The sequence below is a fragment of the Burkholderia sp. Ax-1720 genome, assembly GCF_011753035.1.
GTDB classification, from domain to species: Bacteria; Pseudomonadota; Gammaproteobacteria; order Burkholderiales; family Burkholderiaceae; genus Burkholderia; species Burkholderia gladioli.
On record NZ_VWWK01000477.1, the window covers coordinates 1 to 387 of the forward strand.

A 387-nucleotide genomic window follows, 5' to 3' on the forward strand; every position below is an offset into this window, starting at 1 on the left:
GCGCGGCGGCTGTTCGGCGCGTATGCGGCGCTGATCGTCTACGCCTCGCTGTATCCCTTCCTCGGCTGGCGCTCGCTCGGCGTCGGTCCCTTCGACTACCTGTTCGCGCCGATGCCGCGCTACTGGATGAGGGTCGACGTCGGCCCAGAACACCGCGGCGCAATGAGCGACGCGATGAGCGGCGCGGTGCCGGGCGGGCCGCGCGCGGAGCCGCCCAGATGAACCCCGAGGCGCCGCCGCCGCGCGGACCGTCGCTGCTGGCGCGGCGGCTGTTCGGCGCGTATGCGGCGCTGATCGTCTACGCCTCGCTGTATCCCTTCCTCGGCTGGCGCTCGCTCGGCGTCGGTCCCTTCGACTACCTGTTCGCGCCGATGCCGCGCTACTGGA

Annotated in this window: 2 pseudogenes; both read left to right on the forward strand. The window is 72.4% G+C overall.

Features of this window, described 5'->3' with window-relative positions:
• Positions 1–123: pseudogene (locus tag F3J18_RS38495) on the forward strand (teicoplanin resistance protein VanZ); the annotation flags it as partial.
• A gap of 95 nt (positions 124–218) precedes the next feature.
• Positions 219–387, forward strand: a pseudogene (locus F3J18_RS37770) (teicoplanin resistance protein VanZ); the annotation flags it as partial.